Source organism: Pseudomonas sp. FSO-7 (genome assembly GCF_059579345.1).
Genome location: NZ_CM184193.1, coordinates 5,691,962 through 5,709,551 on the forward strand (window position 1 = coordinate 5,691,962; position 17,590 = coordinate 5,709,551).

Annotated in this window: 13 protein-coding genes; 7 read left to right on the plus strand and 6 right to left on the minus strand. The window is 61.2% G+C overall.

The features are described 5' to 3' along the window. The first annotated feature begins 194 nt into the window (after nt 1–194). The 6 genes from AC515T_RS24950 (at nt 195) to AC515T_RS24975 (ending at nt 9,386) form a co-directional block, all read left to right on the plus strand. Nucleotides 195–4,043, plus strand: a complete 3,849-nt coding sequence (locus tag AC515T_RS24950; protein ID WP_496530397.1) for a sensor domain-containing protein — start codon at nt 195–197, stop codon at nt 4,041–4,043. Between the two features lie 229 nt (nt 4,044–4,272). Continuing rightward, on the plus strand, nt 4,273–5,526 hold the full coding sequence (glyA, locus tag AC515T_RS24955; RefSeq protein ID WP_122564957.1) for a serine hydroxymethyltransferase: 1,254 nt from the start codon (nt 4,273–4,275) through the stop codon (nt 5,524–5,526). A gap of 209 nt (nt 5,527–5,735) precedes the next feature. Next, nucleotides 5,736–6,266, plus strand: coding sequence for a hypothetical protein (locus AC515T_RS24960; RefSeq protein WP_496530398.1), 531 nt, complete (start codon nt 5,736–5,738; stop codon nt 6,264–6,266). A 327-nt stretch (nt 6,267–6,593) separates the two neighbouring features. Further along, nucleotides 6,594–7,907: a C4-dicarboxylate transporter DctA gene (locus AC515T_RS24965; RefSeq protein ID WP_496530399.1), complete on the plus strand. Its 1,314-nt coding sequence runs from the start codon at nt 6,594–6,596 to the stop codon at nt 7,905–7,907. A 59-nt stretch (nt 7,908–7,966) separates the two neighbouring features. After that, nucleotides 7,967–8,671, plus strand: a complete 705-nt coding sequence (locus AC515T_RS24970) for a FadR/GntR family transcriptional regulator (RefSeq protein WP_496530400.1) — start codon at nt 7,967–7,969, stop codon at nt 8,669–8,671. Nucleotides 8,672–8,693: 22 nt separating this feature from the next. Continuing rightward, on the plus strand, nt 8,694–9,386 hold the full coding sequence (locus AC515T_RS24975) for a GntR family transcriptional regulator (RefSeq protein ID WP_496530401.1): 693 nt from the start codon (nt 8,694–8,696) through the stop codon (nt 9,384–9,386). Between the two features lie 145 nt (nt 9,387–9,531). Here the strand turns inward: AC515T_RS24975 and yjiA are convergent, their stop codons facing one another. The 3 genes from yjiA to AC515T_RS24990 all read right to left on the minus strand — a co-directional run bounded on the left by yjiA (nt 9,532) and on the right by AC515T_RS24990 (nt 13,064). Further along, on the minus strand, nt 9,532–10,500 hold the full coding sequence (gene yjiA / locus AC515T_RS24980) for a GTPase (protein WP_496530402.1): 969 nt from the start codon (nt 10,498–10,500) through the stop codon (nt 9,532–9,534). Between the two features lie 284 nt (nt 10,501–10,784). Beyond that, the gene (locus AC515T_RS24985) at nt 10,785–10,982 is read right to left on the minus strand and encodes a YbdD/YjiX family protein (protein ID WP_053187442.1); all 198 of its coding nucleotides are present in this window, start codon (nt 10,980–10,982) and stop codon (nt 10,785–10,787) included. A 15-nt stretch (nt 10,983–10,997) separates the two neighbouring features. Further along, entirely contained in the window at nt 10,998–13,064 is a 2,067-nt protein-coding gene (locus AC515T_RS24990) for a carbon starvation CstA family protein (RefSeq protein WP_420767271.1), read from the minus strand. Nucleotides 13,065–13,222: 158 nt separating this feature from the next. Here AC515T_RS24990 and AC515T_RS24995 point away from each other — a divergent pair, with 158 nt between their 5' ends. Next, the gene (locus AC515T_RS24995) at nt 13,223–13,585 is read left to right on the plus strand and encodes a PilZ domain-containing protein (protein WP_496530403.1); all 363 of its coding nucleotides are present in this window, start codon (nt 13,223–13,225) and stop codon (nt 13,583–13,585) included. A 208-nt stretch (nt 13,586–13,793) separates the two neighbouring features. On the opposite strand, the gene radA is transcribed toward AC515T_RS24995, so the two are convergent. From radA to katB, 3 genes are all read right to left on the minus strand, one after another. After that, the gene (gene radA / locus AC515T_RS25000; protein ID WP_003185644.1) at nt 13,794–15,161 is read right to left on the minus strand and encodes a DNA repair protein RadA; all 1,368 of its coding nucleotides are present in this window, start codon (nt 15,159–15,161) and stop codon (nt 13,794–13,796) included. Nucleotides 15,162–15,204: 43 nt separating this feature from the next. Continuing rightward, the gene (locus AC515T_RS25005; RefSeq protein ID WP_496530404.1) at nt 15,205–15,753 is read right to left on the minus strand and encodes an ankyrin repeat domain-containing protein; all 549 of its coding nucleotides are present in this window, start codon (nt 15,751–15,753) and stop codon (nt 15,205–15,207) included. Between the two features lie 117 nt (nt 15,754–15,870). Further along, on the minus strand, nt 15,871–17,412 hold the full coding sequence (katB, locus tag AC515T_RS25010) for a catalase KatB (RefSeq protein WP_496530405.1): 1,542 nt from the start codon (nt 17,410–17,412) through the stop codon (nt 15,871–15,873). Between the last annotated feature and the right edge of the window lie 178 nt (nt 17,413–17,590).

Sequence of the window (17,590 nt, forward strand, 5' to 3'; positions counted from 1 at the left end):
CCTGCGGGCGGATAGAGCCTGGGAATCTGGAGCTGGAACGCTCTTGTTTGACCGGCAAAGCTACCTCAACCGTCGGTCAAGGTCCAGCCGCCAGGGGCTGGCACTTTGCCACAAGTCAAGGCATGCTAGCCGCCCTTCGGGCGTCCGGCTTATAGTGCACGTCGCGCCAGTCCAGCAAACCGCAGGATTACAGCTTGTCCAACGTCACTCCGCCCCTGTCCCCTCGCGCACCCGCAGTCGTGCCCGGCTCGCCCCTGCGCGGGACACTGAAGGGCGCGCTGGCCACCCTGGTGCTGCTGTTGCTCGGCTTGCTGTTCTGGCAACTGCTCGACCAACTGCGCGAAACCCAACAGCAACAGCGCCAATACACCATCGACTACACCGCCGATCTTGCCGCGCAGGTCAGCCTGAACATGGCGCTGAACGCGCAAATCGCCCTCAACCTGCTACCAATCGTCGAGCAACCACAAAGTGCCGACGAACAGCAGGCCCTGGTGCGCAAACTCCAGCAGTCGCTACCCGAATTACGCAGCCTGGCACTGCTGAGCCCTTCCGGCCGAGTGCTCAGTGACAGCGACACCGACAGCCACGACGCCGATTACCTGGCTGATCTGGTGCGGCGCAGCCGGGCCCAGGCCCATTACTTCAGCAATGCCGAAGACGGCTCCGTCGTTCATCTATTGTTGCATCAGGCCAGCGGCAGCAGCCGGGGCTATTGGGCCTTGCGCCTGACCCCGAGTTTTTTCGCCACCCTGACCAAGCAGGCCGATGTGGGGCTGCGCCCGCTGTGGCTGGTGGAAAACCGTCTCAACCAGCAGATCGTCAGCCGCGACGAGAGCCTGCCCTCGAGCAGCCCTACCCATCTGTCCCCGGATGACCTGGAGAACACGGTACTGACCGTGCCCCTGAGCAGCAGCGACTGGCAACTGCGAGGGCTGTTCGACCGTCGCCAGGTGATCGAGCAACTGCTGCCGGCCTTCATTGGCAAGTGCCTGCTGGGCCTGGCATTTTCGTTGCTGCCAGTGATCGCGCTCTTGAACATGCGCCGACGCCAGCGGCAGTTGCATGAAGGTCGACGACGTTACCAGGATATTTTCGAAGGCACCGGCGTGGCCCTGTGCGTGCTGGACCTGTCGGGGCTCAAGGCCTTTTTTGAGCGGGCCGGCCTGCACACTGGCGATCAATTGCGCGCCTGGCTGCAAACCCCTCACCAACTCGAACAATTGCGCCAGGAAGTTCACGTCACCGAAGTCAACCAGATGGCGTTGAAACTACTCAACGTCGACTCCTGTGCCCAGGCTTGGCAGTTGCTGGTCGGCAAGGGCACGCCCGACAACAACCCCGTCGGCTCGAAACTGCTCGAAGCGTTGCTCGACCAACACAAGCAACTGGAACTGGAAATCAAGCTCCAGGATGCCCATGGCCGCGATCAGCACCTGTGGCTGGTGCTGCGCCTGCCGGAAAAACAACAAGACTGTAACGCGGTCATCCTGAGCATCAGCGACATCACCAGCCGCAAGCTGATCGAGCTCTCGCTGCTCGAGCGCGAAGGTTTCTGGTCCGACGTGGTACGCACCGTGCCGGACCATCTCTACGTGCAGGACGTCATCAGCCAGCGGATGATCTTCAGCAACCATCACCTGGGTCAGACCCTGGGCTACGACCGCACCGAACTGCACCAGATGGGCGAGTACTTCTGGGAAATCCTGCTGCACAGCGACGACGCCGATCACTACCACAACCTGCGCCAGGAACAACGGCGGGGCGGGTACACGCAGCTGTTGCAATGCCAACTGCGCTTTCGTCATCGCAATGGCAAATGGCGTTGTTTCGACATCCGCGAACAAGCCCTGGCCCGGGACCGGCACGACCAGGTGACCCGGATCATCGGCGTGGCCAAGGACGTCACCGAGCAGATCGAGGCCAGCGAATCGCTGCGCGACAGCGAGCAACGCTATCGGATGCTCGCCGAAAGCATCAGCGATGTGATTTTCTCCACCGACAACAAGCTTTCGCTCAACTATGTCAGCCCGTCGGTGCAAGCAGTGCTGGGCTACACCGCCGATTGGATTTTCCAGAACGGCTGGCAATCGATCATCGCCAATCCGCAACAACTGACCGGCATCTACAGCCTGATGGACCGCGTCAGCAAGGCCCTCGACAAGCCTGATCAACTGGCCGAGCTGCGCAACCAGATGCAGACCCAGCTGTTCCTGTTCGACTGCCTGCGTGCCGACGGGCGCAAGATCCCCATCGAGCTGCGGCTGGTGCTGGTGTGGGATGAACATGGTGCGTTCGAAGGCGTGCTCGGCGTCGGCCGCGACATCAGCCAACAGCGGCGCGCCGAAAAAGACCTGCGCATGGCCGCCACGGTCTTCGAGCACTCGACCTCGGCGATCCTGATCACCGACCCGGCCGGCTACATTGTCCAGGCCAACGAAGCGTTCAGTCGCGTCAGCGGTTATGCCGTGTCGCAAGTGCTGGACCAGTTGCCCAACATGCTGACCGTGGACGAGCAACAGGAAGCCCACTTGCGCTACGTGCTCAAGCAGTTGCAGCAGCACAGCACCTGGGAAGGCGAGGTCTGGCTCAAGCGCCGCAATGGCGAACACTACCCGGCCTGGGTCGGCATCACCGCCGTGCTGGACGACGAAGGCGACCTGGCCAGCTATGTGTGCTTCTTCAGCGACATCAGCGAACGCAAGGCCAGCGAGCAGCGCATCCATCGCCTGGCCTATTACGACGCCCTGACCCACCTGCCCAACCGCACGCTGTTCCAGGATCGCCTGCACACCGCGCTGCAATCGGCCGAGCGGCAGAAGACCTGGGTCGTGCTGATGTTCCTCGATCTGGACCGTTTCAAGCCGATCAACGACTCCCTGGGCCATGCCGCCGGTGACCGGATGCTCAAGGAAATGGCCACGCGCCTGCTCGGCTGCGTCGCCGACGACGACACCGTGGCGCGCATGGGCGGCGACGAATTCACCCTGCTGCTGCAACCACGCGCCAGCCGTGAAATGGCGCTGAACCGGGCCATCACCGTGGCCGAGCAGATCCTCGCCAGCCTGGTCCGGCCATTCGTGCTCGAAGGCCGCGAGTTTTTCGTCACCGCCAGTATCGGCATCGCCCTGAGCCCCCAGGACGGCAACGAACTGAGCCAGTTGATGAAGAACGCCGACACGGCCATGTACCACGCCAAGGAACGTGGCAAGAACAACTTCCAGTTCTACCAGGCCGACATGAACGCCAGCGCCCTGGAGCGCCTGGAACTGGAAAGCGACTTGCGCCACGCCTTGGAGCAGAACGAGTTCGTGCTGTATTACCAACCGCAGTTCAGCGGCGACGGCAAACGTTTGACTGGCGCCGAGGCCCTGCTGCGCTGGCGCCATCCGCGCCGCGGGTTGGTGCCGCCGGGGGATTTCATCCCGGTACTCGAAGAACTCGGGCTGGTGGTGGATGTCGGCGACTGGGTCATCACCGAAGCCTGCCGGCAACTCCGAACCTGGCACCAGGCCAAGGTCCGGGTGCCAAAGGTCTCGGTCAACATTTCCGCCCGGCAGTTCTCCGATGGCCAATTGGGCACGCGCATCGCCAATATCCTGCGCAGCACCGGCCTGCCGCCGGCCTGCCTGGAGTTGGAACTGACGGAAAGTATCCTGATGCGCGAAGTCAGCGAGGCGATGCAGATCCTGGCCGGGCTGAAGAACCTGGGCCTGAGCATCGCCGTTGATGACTTCGGCACCGGTTATTCATCGCTCAACTACCTCAAGCAATTCCCCATCGACGTGCTGAAGATCGACCGCACCTTCGTCGACGGCCTGCCATCCGGCGAGCAGGATGCGCAGATCGCCCGGGCGATCATCGCCATGGCCCACAGCCTCAACCTGGCGGTGATCGCCGAGGGCGTCGAGACTCATGAGCAACTGGACTTTTTGCGCGAGCACGGCTGCGACGAAGTCCAGGGCTACCTGTTCGGCCGGCCGATGCCGGCCAACCGGTTCGAAGCGCAGTTCAGCAATGATGCGTTGTTCATGCTCGATTGAGATTCTTTGGTGTCTGGACTGGCTTCATCGCGAGCAAGCTCGCTCCCACAGGGTTATGTGTACGCAGGCCAAATGTGGGAGCGAGCTTGCTCGCGATAGGGCCCGCCAGGGCAACGCAGAATGGCGCGTGAAACCCATTCGTCCGCGACATGACGTCCTTTCATATGCCATCCAAAACCGGTTGGGTTAGAATGCCCCCCTTTTCTGCCCCCGATCCTTGAGGACCGCCATGTTCAGCCGTGATTTGACTATTGCCAAGTACGACGCCGATCTCTTTGCCGCCATGGAGCAAGAAGCTCAGCGCCAGGAAGAGCACATTGAGCTGATCGCTTCGGAAAACTACACCAGCCCCGCGGTGATGGAAGCTCAAGGCTCGGTACTGACCAACAAGTACGCCGAAGGCTACCCAGGCAAGCGCTACTACGGTGGTTGCGAGTACGTCGACGTGGTCGAGCAACTGGCCATCGACCGCGCCAAGGAACTGTTCGGCGCCGATTACGCCAACGTCCAGCCACACGCTGGCTCCCAAGCCAACGCCGCCGTGTACCTGGCGCTGCTGTCGGCCGGTGATACCATCCTGGGCATGAGCCTGGCCCACGGCGGTCACCTGACCCACGGCGCCAGCGTTTCCTCCTCCGGCAAGCTGTACAACGCCATCCAGTACGGCATCGACGGCAATGGCCTGATCGACTACGACGAAGTCGAGCGCCTGGCCCTCGAGCACAAGCCGAAAATGATCGTGGCCGGTTTCTCCGCCTACTCGCAGATCCTCGACTTCCCACGCTTCCGCGAAATCGCCGACAAGGTCGGTGCCTACCTGTTCGTCGACATGGCTCACGTTGCCGGCCTGGTTGCCGCGGGCGTCTACCCGAACCCGGTGCCATTCGCCGACGTGGTCACCACCACCACCCACAAGACCCTGCGCGGTCCACGTGGCGGCCTGATCCTGGCTCGCGCCAATGCCGACATCGAGAAGAAGCTGAACTCCGCCGTCTTCCCAGGCGCCCAGGGTGGCCCGCTGGAGCACGTGATCGCCGCCAAGGCGATCTGCTTCAAGGAAGCCCTGCAACCTGAGTTCAAGGCTTACCAGCAACAAGTGGTGAAGAATGCCAAGGCCATGGCCGGCGTGTTCATCGAGCGCGGCTTCGACGTGGTGTCCGGCGGTACCGAAAACCACCTGTTCCTGCTGTCCCTGATCAAGCAGGACATCTCCGGCAAAGACGCCGACGCGGCGCTGGGCAAGGCGTTCATCACCGTGAACAAGAACTCGGTGCCCAACGACCCACGCTCCCCGTTTGTCACCTCGGGCCTGCGTTTCGGCACACCGGCCGTGACCACCCGTGGCTTCAAGGAAGCCGAGTGCAAGGAACTGGCCGGCTGGATCTGCGACATCCTGGCGGACCTGAACAACGAAGCGGTCATCGACGCCGTGCGTGAGAAGGTCAAGGCTATCTGCAAGAAGCTGCCGGTATACGGCGCTTAATCAGCTCGCCAACGCGTAGCCAAGAAGGCCCGCATCGAAAGATGCGGGCCTTTTTTATTGGCACGTACAAAACATACGATCAAACAACTAACGCCAGCCAGCCTTTAATGTCCTGCAACACAGGCACTCCCACACGCGATTAATAACTCAATAAGATCAAGCTCGCCTCACCTCGAAATTAATCAACCCTTACAGGAGTCAATATTCACATGGACAGTGAACATTCCTTTCATGCAACACTTGATATGTTCAGCGCTCACGTCAATCTACTGGGAAGGCTGCACGGCAAACCCGCGATGGCGACCGTCAGTTCTTTCAGCGGTGGATTTTATACCGGCAAACCCCAGACCCAGGATCACTCACACCTGCTTGGCATGCGCCCCGAAGCCCCTGGAACGCGCGGCGAGCCCTTGCGGCTGCATTTCCGGCACACGGCGGGTGGCTATCTCCTGACCCTAAAAAATACCGGCGAGCACTACAACAAACTGCTCAGTAAAAGCTGGTTTGAAGTACTTGGCGCAAAGGATCCCACTACTAAAAAGCCGACGCATTTTACCCTTATCGACTTTCAACAGAAAGTCATCACGCCGGCAACCATCAAATCCGGTCACACCCGTATTTCGCTCATGACAGCCGGTAGAAAATATGTGGGGGGATTAAGGCTGCGGGGCTCGCCTTATCTCTATCTTGCCGAGACGGGAGAACAGTCAAAAGTGACGTTCATTCTGAGCATCCTCTGAGAAAAATACCCGTAGAGCATTTTAATCCAAGGCAGTTGCAAGCCCCCCTGTGGCGAGGGAGCAAGCTCCCTCGCCACAGTCTTGGGTCCTCTCCTGAACTGACTCGCTGACTGGCGATATTTTTTCTGACCGAGAAAAGGCTCAAGCTCAGGGCTTTCGCCACAACTGGTAAGACCGGTAAAGCCAAAACACCACAATCAAGCTTGCATACCCGCGAAAACAGCGCCTAGACTGCGCCTGCACTGGACAAACCGGTAAGACCACAATAATGAAGTCCCGACGCCAGCCATCCTGGCGAACAAGGACACCGAACCAGGAATCCCTCCCATGCTCAAATGGTGCTCGCGGTCGATCTTCCTACAAGTTGTCCTTGGACTGGTGCTCGGCATCGTCTGTGGGCTTACCCTTCCTGAATACTCTGCACAGCTCAAACCCCTCGGCGACGGTTTCATCAAACTGATCAAGATGCTTATCGGCCTGATCGTGTTCTGCGTGGTGGTCAGTGGCATCTCCGGCGCCGGTGATCTCAAGAAAGTCGGACGCATCGGCCTCAAGTCGGTCATCTACTTCGAAGTCCTCACCACCATCGCCCTGGTCATCGGTCTGGTCCTGGCTTTCAGCACCGGCATTGGCAGCGGCGCGAACATCCACCTGGAACAGCTCTCCAGCGCGGACGTAAACGATATCGCCCAGCGCGGCGAGCACATGGTCACCACCACCCAGTTCCTGATGAACCTGATCCCGACCTCGGTGATCGGGGCGTTCGCGGAAAACAACATCCTGCAGGTACTGCTGTTCGCCGTGCTGTTTGGCAGCGCGTTGAACCTCGTCGGTGACGCCGCTTCCGGCATTTCGCGCCTGATCAACGAACTCAGCCATGTGATCTTCCGCATCATGGGCATGATCGTGCGCCTGGCCCCCATCGGTGTGTTCGGCGCCATTGCCTTCACCACCAGCAAATATGGCCTGGACTCGCTGCAGCACTTGGGTAGCCTCGTCGGCCTGTTCTACCTGACCTGCATCGCTTTTGTCGCCGTGATCCTCGGTGTGGTGATGCGTGCGTCGGGCCTGCCGATGCTGCCGTTTCTCAAATACCTGCGCGAAGAGCTGCTGATCGTACTCGGCACCGCGTCGTCCGATGCCGTGCTGCCCCAGATCATGCGCAAGCTCGAACACCTGGGGATCGGCAGCTCCACCGTGGGCCTGGTGATTCCAACCGGTTACTCATTCAACTTGGACGGTTTCTCGATCTACCTGACCCTGGCGATTGTCTTCATTGCCAACGCCACCGGTACACCCCTGGCCCTGAGCGATCTATTGACCATCCTGCTGGTCTCGCTGATCACCTCCAAGGGCGCCCACGGGATTCCCGGCTCGGCCTTGGTCATCCTGGCGGCGACGCTGACCGCAATCCCGGCGATCCCGGTGGTCGGTCTGGTGCTGGTGTTGGCCGTGGACTGGTTCATGGGCATTGGCCGGGCCCTGACCAACCTGATCGGCAACTGCGTGGCGACCGTGGCGATTGCCCGCTGGGAGAAAGACATCGATGTCCCTCGGGCGCGCAAGGTGCTGTCCGGTCAACAAGGCTATACCTTCCACCCCAGAAAACCGGTGGGCAATGCCCATCACCAGCAATTCTGAAAGACGGCGATGCCGGCCCGCGAGCCGGCATCGCCTGATTGATTTCCAAGGAGTCACATGTGATCAGCTCATCGACCGTCGTCAATTCCGTGGTGGAGAAACTCCGCGCCGCCCTCGCCCGGGGCCAGTGGCGCTCGGGCGACATGCTGCCCGGCCAGCGAGAGTTGGCCGAGCAACTGGGCATCAGCCGGCCAAGCCTGCGTGAAGCGGTGATTGTCCTGGAGACCCTGGGCCTGGTGCGCTCGATGCCCGGCAAAGGCGTCGTGGTGCTGGAGGCCAATCCCGGCGATGCCGCCAGTGAAGGCAGTGCCATGGCCGGCGCGAGCCTGGAGGACCTCTTGCAACTGCGCTACACCCTGGAACCCTTCATCGTCGGCCTGGTGGCCCAGTCCATCAGCAGCAAGGACGTCGGCCAGTTGCGCCTGACCCTCATGGACATGCGCGAAGCCCTGGAAGCCAACGACAGCGACGCCTGCGCCAACGCCTACATCGCCTTCCATGAAGAACTGTTTGCCCTGACATCCAACCCGATCTTCCAGAACGTGGTCCAGCAGACCAGCAACGCCCTCAAGCAAAGCGCCGACGTGTTGCGCAACTCGCCCGAGCACCTGGCCGAACGCCTGGAAGAGAACGAAGCGGTGGTCCGTGCCATCCGTGGCAAGAACAGCGCCCAGGCCAGCGCCGAAATGCGCCGGCACATTCTTCGGGAAGGCCAGCGCATGGGCATTGAATTGAATATTCCGGACGACAACCTCGGCACCTGAGCCTGGGCCTGCGGAGACCGCCATGAACACTCTCGTTTCCCATCAACACAACCGCAATGTACTCGCCGCCCTGCCCCTGCGCGGCCGGATCGGCAAACCGTCGGTGGACGATATCTACCCGCGGATCTTCGACGCCATTCTCGAACAACGCATTGCCCCGGCCAGCCGCTTCACCGAGGAAAGCCTGGGAGATGTATTCGGTGTCAGCCGCAGCATCATTCGCCGCGTCCTGGCGCGCCTGTCCCACCAGCAAGTGGTGATCTTGCGGCCCAACCACCGGCCACAAGTCGCCGCACCGGATCTGGAGCAGACCCGACAGATTCTCCATGCTCGCCGCCTGGCCGAGCAGACCCTGGTGCGCCTGGCCTGCAAGGCGCCGCAACCGCAGGATCTACGACGTCTTCGGGATCTGGTGGAACAGGAACAGCACTGCCTGGAGCGCGGCGAGCGGGGCCCGGCGATACGCCTGTCCGGCGAGTTTCACCTGCAACTGGCCGCCATGGCCGGCAACGCGCCGTTGATGCAGTTTCTCGGCAGCCTGGTGCCCTTGACCTCACTGGCGCTGGCACGGCACGAGGTCAAGTCCCGTCGGCATTGCGCCTGGCAGGAACACCTGGCGATCGTCGACGCGGTGGAAGGCCGCAACGTCAATGAAGCGGTGCGGCTGATGGATGAGCACCTGGACCATCTTGAGCAAAAGCTGACGATCAAATAGCGGTTGTGGCGAGGGAGCTTGCTCCCGCTCGGTTGCGCAGCGACCGCAAAATCTTGGGGCTGCTGCGCAGCCCAGCGGGAGCAAGCTCCCTCGCCACGAGAAGCTCTTTAGCCGCACATTGTTGATGGTCGCAGGCAAAGCGTCGTCAAAGTAGGGCTGCTTCGAAACCTGCGCGGATTTTTTCCTCGGGCAGCTCGTCGGCGATGAATACGATCACGCTTTCCCGGGGCTCATCCAGAGCCCATTCAGTGTCCCAATCGAAACCGTACAGCTTGAGCACGCCCTGAAATACCAGCCGGCGGGGTTCGCCGGCGATGTTCAACACGCCTTTGTAGCGCAGCAATTGCTTGCCGTGCTCTTCCAGCAACTGGTTCATGAACTCGCTGAGCTTGTCGATATCCAGCGCCTTGTCGGTGCGCAGCACCAGGCTGCTGATGCGATCGCCCGGGGTGGCCTTGCCCACCGGTCGCAGGCTGAACCCTGCGCCCAGGTCTGCATTGAGATTGAAACCACGAATGTCGAGCAACTCAGCCAGGTCGATCTGGCCGTGTTCAACCACCCTGATCGGTGCCCGTCGGTTGATGCGCGTCAGCCGCTCGCCAAGGGCCTGGACTTGAGCGGCGTCTACCAAGTCGGTCTTGCTCAGCAGCAGGCGATCGGCAAACCCTACCTGGGCCTGGGCGATAGCCTGGGTCAGGTGGATGCCGGCGTGAGCGGCGTCCACCAGGGTCAGGATCCCGTCGAGGATATAGCGCTCGCGCAGGTCCTCGTCGATGAAGAAAGTCTGCGCCACCGGGGCCGGATCGGCCAGGCCGGTGCATTCGATCACCAGGCGGTCGAAGGCAATCTCGCCGCTGTCCAGTCGCTCGAGCAACAGGTACAGGGCCTTGGTCAGGTCGGTGTGAATGGTGCAGCACACGCAGCCGTTGGCCAGGGTCATGACCTGCACCGGCTCATCGCCCAGCAGTTGGGTGTCGATACCGGCATCGCTGAATTCGTTCTCGATCACGGCGATTTTCAGGCCATGCTCGGCCTTGAGCAGATGGCGCAACAACGTGGTCTTGCCGGCGCCGAGGAAGCCGCTGAGGATGGTGACCGGGATGGGAGAGGACAAACTGAATCTCCTTGATGCCTGAAAGGAAAGCGGTTTTTGTGGGAGCGAGCCTGCTCGCGATGGCGTCGGGTCAGTCGACATTACCATTAACTGACACTCCGCTATCGCGAGCAAGCTCGCTCCCACAAGGGTTCTGTGGCGTATGCAAATGCTGAAACCAACCCAAAACAACTGTGGGAGCGGGCTTGCTCGCGATAGCGGTGTGTCAGCCACATTATCTGTTAACTGACACGACGCCTTCGCGAGCAAGCCCGCTCCCACATGGGGTTTGGGTTTAACTCAACTCAACAGCACTTGGGCCCACCCTTGCCACCGTAACGGGCCTCCTGGCGTTCGCGAAAGAACGCCTCGTAGTCCATCATCGGTTTGTCCGGGTGCTGGGTTTGCATGTGCTCGACGTAGTTGTCGTAGTCGGGCATGCCGACCATCAGGCGGGCGGCCTGACCGAGGTATTTACCCAGGCGACTCAAGTCATTGAACATCGTTGCAATCCTCTATCAAGCGTCCGGCAGGGCCTGGAATGGCGCTTCTTTGTCCGTGCGTTCTTTCGTGCCCCAGGCGGCGATGCCGACCTTGAGCGCGTAGAACAGAATGCTGAAGACCACGAACAGGAACAACACCGTCAGCGTCGCGTTGGTGTAGGCGTTGAACACCACGTGCTGCATTTGCTCGATGCTCTTGGCCGGGGCCAGGATCTGGCCGGCGGCCAGGGCATCGTTGTATTTGCGCGCCAGGGCCAAGAAGCCGATCGCCGGGTTGGCGTCGAACAGCTTGATCAGGCCCGCCGTGGTGGTGCAGATCAGTAGCCAGCTCGCCGGCAGCAGCGTGACCCAGACGTAGCGCTGGCGCTTCATCTTGATCAGCACCACGGTGGCGAGCATCAGGGCGATACCGGCCAGCATCTGGTTGGAGATGCCGAACAGCGGCCACAAGGTGTTGATGCCGCCCAGCGGATCGATCACGCCCTGGTACAGCAGGTAACCCCACAGCGCCACGCAGCCGGCGGTGGCGATCAGGTTGGCGGTCCAGGATTCGGTGCGCTTGAGGGCTGGCACGAACGAGCCGAGCAGATCCTGGAGCATGAACCGCCCGGCGCGGGTGCCGGCGTCCACAGCCGTGAGGATGAACAGCGCTTCAAACAGGATCGCGAAGTGGTACCAGAACGCCATGGTGTTCTCACCCGGCAGCACCGAGTGCAGGATCTGCGCGATACCGACCGCCAGGGTCGGCGCACCGCCGGCACGGGCCAGGATGGTGGTCTCGCCGATGTCCTTGGCCACCGCTTGCAGCGCGTCGGGGGTGATTGCAAAACCCCAGCTGCTGACGGTCTGGGCCACGGCCACCACGTCAGTCCCGACGATCGCCGCCGGGCTGTTCATGGCGAAGTACACGCCCGGCTCGATCACCGAAGCAGCCACCATGGCCATGATCGCCACGAAGGACTCCATCAGCATGCCGCCATAACCGATGTAGCGAGCGTTGGTTTCGTTATCCAGCAGCTTGGGCGTGGTGCCCGAGGAAATCAGCGCATGGAAACCCGAGACCGCGCCGCAGGCGATGGTGATGAACAGGAACGGGAACAGCCCGCCCTTCCACACCGGCCCGGTGCCGTCGGTGAACTGGGTCAGCGCCGGCATTTTCAACTCGGGCATGGTCACCAGGATGCCGATCGCCAGGGCGACGATGGTGCCGATCTTGAGGAAGGTCGACAGGTAGTCCCGTGGCGCCAGGATCAGCCACACCGGCAGTACCGCCGCGACGAAACCGTAGCCGATCAGCATCCAGGTGATCTGGATCCCGGTGAAGGTGAAAGCCTTGGCCCAGACCGGGTCGGCGGCGATTTGCCCGCCCAGCCAGATCGAGCCCAGCAGCAACAGCACGCCGATGATCGAGATTTCACCGATGCGGCCCGGACGGATGTAGCGCATGTAGATGCCCATGAACATCGCGATCGGGATGGTCGCCATCACCGTGAAGATGCCCCACGGGCTCTCGGCCAGGGCCTTGACCACGATCAGCGCCAGCACCGCGAGGATGATGATCATGATCAGGAAGCAGCCGAACAGCGCGATGGTACCGGGGATGCGGCCCATTTCCTCGCGCACCATGTCGCCCAGGGAGCGACCGTTGCGACGAGTGGAGAGGAACAGGACCATGAAGTCCTGCACCGCACCGGCCAGCACCACGCCGGCGATCAGCCAGAGCGTGCCGGGCAAATAGCCCATCTGCGCCGCCAGCACCGGCCCGACCAGCGGCCCCGCGCCGGCAATGGCCGCGAAGTGGTGGCCGAAGAGAATGTGTTTGTTGGTCGGGACGTAGTCCAGGCCATCGTTGTTGAGCACGGCGGGGGTGGCCCGGCGCGCATCGAGTTGCATCACGTTGTTGGCGATAAAGAGGCTGTAGTAGCGGTAGGCGACCAGGTAGATGGCCACGGCGGCGACGACGATCCACAAGGCATTGATCGCCTCGCCTCGGCGCAAGGCCACGACGCCCAGGGCGCACGCTCCTACGACGGCCAGCAGTAGCCAGGGTAGATGGCGCAGCAGGCTATTATTGTTTTTCATTTTTATATTCCAGCCAGGGTGGACAAGAAAGATAGCCACAGGAGTTTAGCGCTAACCTGGACAAAGGCCATACTCGACATTCGTCTGTCTGTTGTCGAACGGTGACGAGACTCCCTCGGCAGGGTCTATAGTCAATGAATCTTCAGAGGGGATGCGTCATGAGCGAACGTCGCCGCTTCGTGCGAATTGAATTCCATGCCAGGATCGACCTGAGCCAGGGCCCGTTCATCTGGCCGGTGGAGCTGCTCGATCTGTCCCTCAAGGGACTGCTGATCCAGAAGCCCGAGCCCTGGCTTGGCGATATCGAACAGCCCTTCATAGCCGATATTCATCTGAGCCCTGAGGCTGAAATCAAAATGGAAGTTCGGTTGACTCATGATGACCATGGTCACCTGGGTTTCGTTTGTGAACGCATCGATCAGGAGTCCATCGCACACTTGCGCCGATTGGTGGATCTCAATCGGGACGATCATGATCAAGGGGTGCTGGAGCGGGAGCTGGCGGCGTTGATTCATATCTGAAAAGCCCTGCCACCCCCCTGTGATATACACAGTCCCCAGTCATATGCACGATCCCCTGTGGCGAGGGAGCTTGCTCCCGCTGGGCTGCGTAGCAGCCCTAAAAGCAGCGACTCAATCAGCCTGACACACCGAGATGCAGATTTCAGGTCTGCTGCGCAGCCCAGCGGGAGCAAGCTCCCTCGCCACAGGGACCGCGCAGGCCTTGGGGTTATTCGAACAACGCATCCAACGCCTGTTCCAGACGGGTCACCGCGATAATCTGCAACCCCGGCGGCGCTTCCTTCGGCGCGTTCCCCTTGGGCACGATGGCGCGTTTGAAGCCGTGCTTGGCCGCTTCCTTGAGCCGCTCCTGTCCGCTGGGCACCGGCCGCACTTCCCCCGACAACCCCACTTCGCCAAACACCAGCAAATCATGGGGCAGCGGCCGGTTGCGCAGGCTGGACATGACCGCCGCCATCAACGCCAGGTCGGACGCGGTCTCCAGTACCTTGACCCCGCCCACGACATTGAGGAACACGTCCTGGTCGTGCGTGGGAATACCGCCATGTCGATGCAACACCGCCAGCAGCATGGCCAGCCGATTCTGATCCAGGCCCAGGGTGACCCGGCGCGGGTTCGCCAAGTGGCTGTCATCCACCAGCGCCTGCACCTCCACCAACATCGGCCGGGTCCCTTCCCACGTCGCCATGACCACACTGCCCGGGACTTCTTCCTGGGCACGCGTCAGAAAAATCGCCGAAGGGTTCGAGACTTCTTTCAGGCCCCTGTCGGTCATGCCGAACACACCCAATTCGTTGACGGCGCCGAAACGGTTCTTCACCGCCCGCAGCAAACGCAGGCGGCCATCGGACTCGCCTTCGAAATACAACACGGTGTCGACCATGTGCTCCAACACTCGCGGGCCCGCCAGCGCACCTTCCTTGGTGACGTGGCCCACCAGGAAAATCGCCGTGCCGCTCTGCTTGGCGTAGCGCACCAGCAACGCCGCGCTTTCACGCACCTGGGACACGCCACCCGGGGCCGATTGCAGCTGTTCGGTGAAAATGGTCTGGATCGAGTCGATCACCATCACCTTGGGTTTTTCCAGGCGCGCCGTGGCGATGATGGTTTCGATGCAGGTCTCGGTCATGACCCGCAACTGGTCCTGGGGCAAGCCCAGGCGCCGGGCACGCATGGCGACCTGTTGCTGGGACTCTTCGCCAGTGACGTACAGCGCCGGCATGCGGGTGGCAAGGTTGCACAAGGTTTGCAAGAGGATGGTGGATTTGCCGATGCCCGGGTCCCCACCGATCAGCACCACCGAACCGTCCACCAGGCCGCCGCCCAGCACGCGGTCCAGTTCACCGGACGCGGTGGAGAAACGCGGGATTTCTTCAACGCTGACTTCGGCCAGGGTCTTGATCTGCGCCTGCTGACCGGCCCAGCCCGTGCGGCCGGTGGGGGCCGCCGCGCCGCCGCTTTCCACCATGGTTTCGGTCAGGGTGTTCCAGGCCCCGCATTCGCTGCATTGGCCGGCCCATTTGGGGAAGGTCGAGCCGCACTCGGTGCAGCCGTACATGCGCTTTGCCTTGGCCATCTGAACTCCGGGGTCAAAACCGCGATGATAGCCCAGTGAAGGTTCACTGAGGGGCCGGCATTCTGATTTCGCCCTTCGCCAGATCCGCCGCGCTATTGCCCAACGGATCCCGGGCCTCCAGGTCGGCGCCCTTGGCCTTCAAGGCATCGAGCAACTCGCCACGCTTGAACAAACCCGCATACATCGCGGCGGTCTGTCCGGCACCGTTGCGCTGGTCCGGGCTGCAATAGGTGGACAGCAAGCGCCGGGCAATCTGCACTTCGCCCTTGAAAATGGCACCCATCAGCGCCGTATTGCCGCGTTTGTCCTGGGCACAGGCATCGGCCCCCGCGTCCAGCAACCGCTCCACGGCCGGGCCGTGGCCGTGATAAGCCGCCAGAATCAGCGCGGTGTAGCCCTTCTCATCCCGGGTATCCAGCGAATAACCGGCCTCGATAAACGTATCGAGCATCGGCACATCGCCCCGGCGAGCGGCGTCGAAATAATAGTTCTGCAGTTGTTCCTGTACCGCCGCCGGCTCGGTGGGTATTGGCTGATCGGCCAGTACGCTCAATGACCACGCCGCGAGTGTCGATAAAAGCAACTTACGCATCATGACCTCCCCATGCCCCAAGAACTGTGGGAGCGAGCTTGCTCGCGATGCAGGCGACTCGGTCTGGCTGCGCACCGCAGCGCCCGCATCGCGAGCAAGCTCGCTCCCACAGGTGGATCAGTCGCTCAGTTTTTCCGCCAGTGCCTTGACCCGGGCCAGGTCGCCTTTGGCGACACGGGCCACGCCAGTGCCGTATTCAGGATCGGCCTTGTAGAGGAACGACAGGATGATGTGCTTGCTCTCGTCATCAGTGGTCGCCAAAGAGCCACCAAAGCTTTCGATCAGGTCATCACGTTCTTTCTTGCTGAACGAACGATACAGATCACCGGCCTGCTTGAAGTTCTGCTCGCGCTGGATTTTCGCCTGCTGGGTGCTGCCACTCAGCGCGGCCTGGCTGTAGCGTGCCGCTTGCGGTTCTTCACGAGGCATCAGGCGGCTCGGTTGGTAATTCACGCCGGTACTGGTGCCGCCTGGGTTCATCGCACCGTCCTGGTTACCGTTGTTCACCGCCACCTTGGGGGCGTTGATCGGCAATTGCAGGGCATTGGCGCCTATGCGGTACATCTGCGTGTCGGCGTAGGAAAACACCCGTCCCTGAAGCAAACGGTCCTCGGAAGGCTCGATGCCTGGCACCAGATTGGCCGGCGCCATCGCCACCTGCTCGGTTTCCTGGAAGACATTCGCCGGATTGCGGTTCAAGACCATTTGCCCGACTTTGCGCTCAGGCACACCCGGCCAGATCTTGGTCGCGTCCAGTGGGTCGAAGTCGAACTTGGCAAGGTCCTCTGGTTTGAGCACCTGGACGTACAAGTCCCACTTCGGGAAGTCGCCCTTATTAATATGACTCACCAAATCGTTTGTCATATGGCTGTAATCTTGACCCTGAACTTTCACAACTTCTTTCGGATCGAGATTTTTCAAACCCTGCAAACTTTTCCAATGAAACTTCACGTAGTGAACGTCACCCTTGGCGTTAATCAGCTTATAGGCATGCACACCGTTACCGTCAATTTCACGGTAACTGGCCGGCGTGCCGGAGTTGGAATACAACTCGGTCAAGGTGCGGGTCGACTCTGGAACATGAGAGAAGAAATCGAAGCGGCGTGAATCATCGTCCAGGTTGGTCCGCGGGTCGGGCTTGAAAGCGTGGACCATGTCCGGAAACTTGATGGCATCCCGAATGAAGAAGGTCGGGAAGTTGTTGCCCACCAGGTCCCAGTTACCGTCGGCGGTGTAGAACTTCGTGGCGAAGCCACGGGGGTCGCGCAGGGTTTCCGGCGAATGATTGCCGTGCACCACGGCGGAAAAGCGCACGAACACCGGGGTGACCTGGCCGGCGGCAAAGACCTTGGCCTTGGTCAGGTCGCTGAGATCGTCGGACACCGTGAATGTGCCGTGGGCACCGGTACCACGGGCATGCACCACGCGCTCGGGGATGCGTTCACGATCGAAGCGCTGGAGTTTCTGGATCAACTGCACGTCTTGCAGCAGGGTCGGACCGTTGGGACCTGCCGTCTGCGAATTCTGGTTATCGCCGACCGCCGCACCGTTGTCCCGGGTCAGGGTGGCCGCGTTGACAGAGAAGGATAGAAGGCTCGCGGTCAGCACAAAAAGAGCGCGGCGATGGGAATAAGCCCCGTGGCCGAGGGAAGTGTTCATAGGCATGTTCCTCTGATGTTATAGGGCGCATCCATGTGCGCCATCCAGAGGCTAGTGCCGGGAAACGGAAAACCTAAATAGAAATGCCATACCGTGCCGATAGAAAAAACGTTATAGGGCCCCCGACCGAAACCGCGTATCACGCGCGATTGATGGCACTTTGTAAACTTTTCATCCG